The sequence below is a fragment of the Vibrio genomosp. F10 str. 9ZD137 genome, from assembly GCF_049974785.1.
In the GTDB taxonomy this organism is placed as follows: Bacteria; Pseudomonadota; Gammaproteobacteria; order Enterobacterales; family Vibrionaceae; genus Vibrio.
This window is the reverse complement of sequence record NZ_JBNGCJ010000484.1, coordinates 1-1446: the sequence shown is the minus strand read 5'-3', so window position 1 is coordinate 1446 and position 1446 is coordinate 1. Positions and strand designations below refer to the sequence as shown.

The 1446-nt window shown below is 40.0% G+C and carries 2 protein-coding genes; both read left to right on the top strand.

The features are described 5' to 3' along the window. Positions 1 to 215: 215 nt before the first annotated feature. Positions 216 to 914: a substrate-binding periplasmic protein gene (locus ACP45E_RS11645; RefSeq protein ID WP_017038154.1), complete on the top strand. Its 699-nt coding sequence runs from the start codon at positions 216 to 218 to the stop codon at positions 912 to 914. Between the two features lie 145 nt (positions 915 to 1059). Further along, the coding region (locus ACP45E_RS11640; RefSeq protein ID WP_069585033.1) for a VF530 family DNA-binding protein at positions 1060 to 1446 on the top strand (387 nt) is incomplete at its 3' end.

The following is a 1446-nucleotide window of genomic DNA, read 5'->3' as shown; positions in this document are numbered from 1 at the left end:
AACCGCTCTTCCGATCTCCAACAGATCAAGAAATAGAAGAAATGTGGCAAGAAATGAATGAGTTAGAGTGATGGATTAGGGCTCGAAAGAGAGGTTAAATTTTGTATCAACCCAATCACAAAACTTTAAATCTATCGCTATTCGCGCGAATTTCGCTATTTCGTTAATTAATTTCTATACTTATTGTCATGCCTAGATAGGAACAATTAAACATTATGCGTGATCGATTCAACATTGTTTTTTTACTGTTAGTCAGTGTACTTGCTTCATTTTCAGCACTGGCAAAGTATGATATGCACTTTTTCCTGCCAGATTTCCCCCCTTATACCACGGTCGATAATCAGGGTATTCCTACAGGCTTGGGCGTAGATAAAGTGACCACGATACTCGATTCCCTAGACGTGAATTACAACATAGAAGTGGGTTCTAATCATGGTAGAGCGTTGACAGAATTGAGGCTTGGACGTTCAGATGGATTTTTTATGGCATCAAAAAATAGCGAGCGAGATCGATACGCTGTTTTTTCTGAAACGGTTATGGTCAATCGGTGGGTTTGGGTCGTATTGAAGAAGAATATGGATCAGTTTGATCCAAGAAAAGATGTCTTTAAAAAAGAGGCTAGGGTAATGAGTTTACTCAATACCAACACTAACTATTGGTTGTTAAATAATGAATACAATACCTTACCGCATGCCGTGGATATACAAGGTCTTGTTGAAGCATTGGACTCAGGGCAAACGGATGCCGTTTTCGTCGCGGAAGTAGTGTTCCAGCATTATGTAGAAAACAGTGACAAATATCATATTATATTGGAAAAAGAAAAAGAGTTTGGTGTTTATATCTCCAACAATTTTTTGGAAAAATACCCAAGGTTCATGTTTGAATTAAACATAGCGATAAGAGCGCTGCGCTAAAGGCCCAAGCTAAAAGTCGACCCATACGGATGTTACAGAGACATACCGTTTTACCATAAATAATAGTAGGGTTGATAATGGTTATATTAAGCATGAATTATGCGTATAATCGGGGCGTCATCATTATCTCGTCAATAGGGCAAACATGTCACAAGAGCTACAAGAACAGCAAAACAACCCTCTACACGGTCTTAAATTAGAACAGTTACTTACCGAGCTGGTTGATTACTATGGTTGGGATATTCTCGATGCGGCTATGCGTATTAATTGTTTCCACACGAAGCCGACGATAGAAAGCAGTTTAAAATATTTACGCAAAACGGAATGGGCGAGAGAAAAGCTAGAGAACTTTTATCTATCACGTTTCAAGCGAATGCCTAAAGCGAGTGAAGAACAATTTAAGCTGCCTCCACGACAAAGAACCTACCCGTCAGGAATAGAACCACGCGACCCAATGCCACTCACAGTGGAATCGATTTTGTCATCACAAGCGAAGGCTGCTTCTTCCCACAAAGCGCGAGCTTCTGCTGGC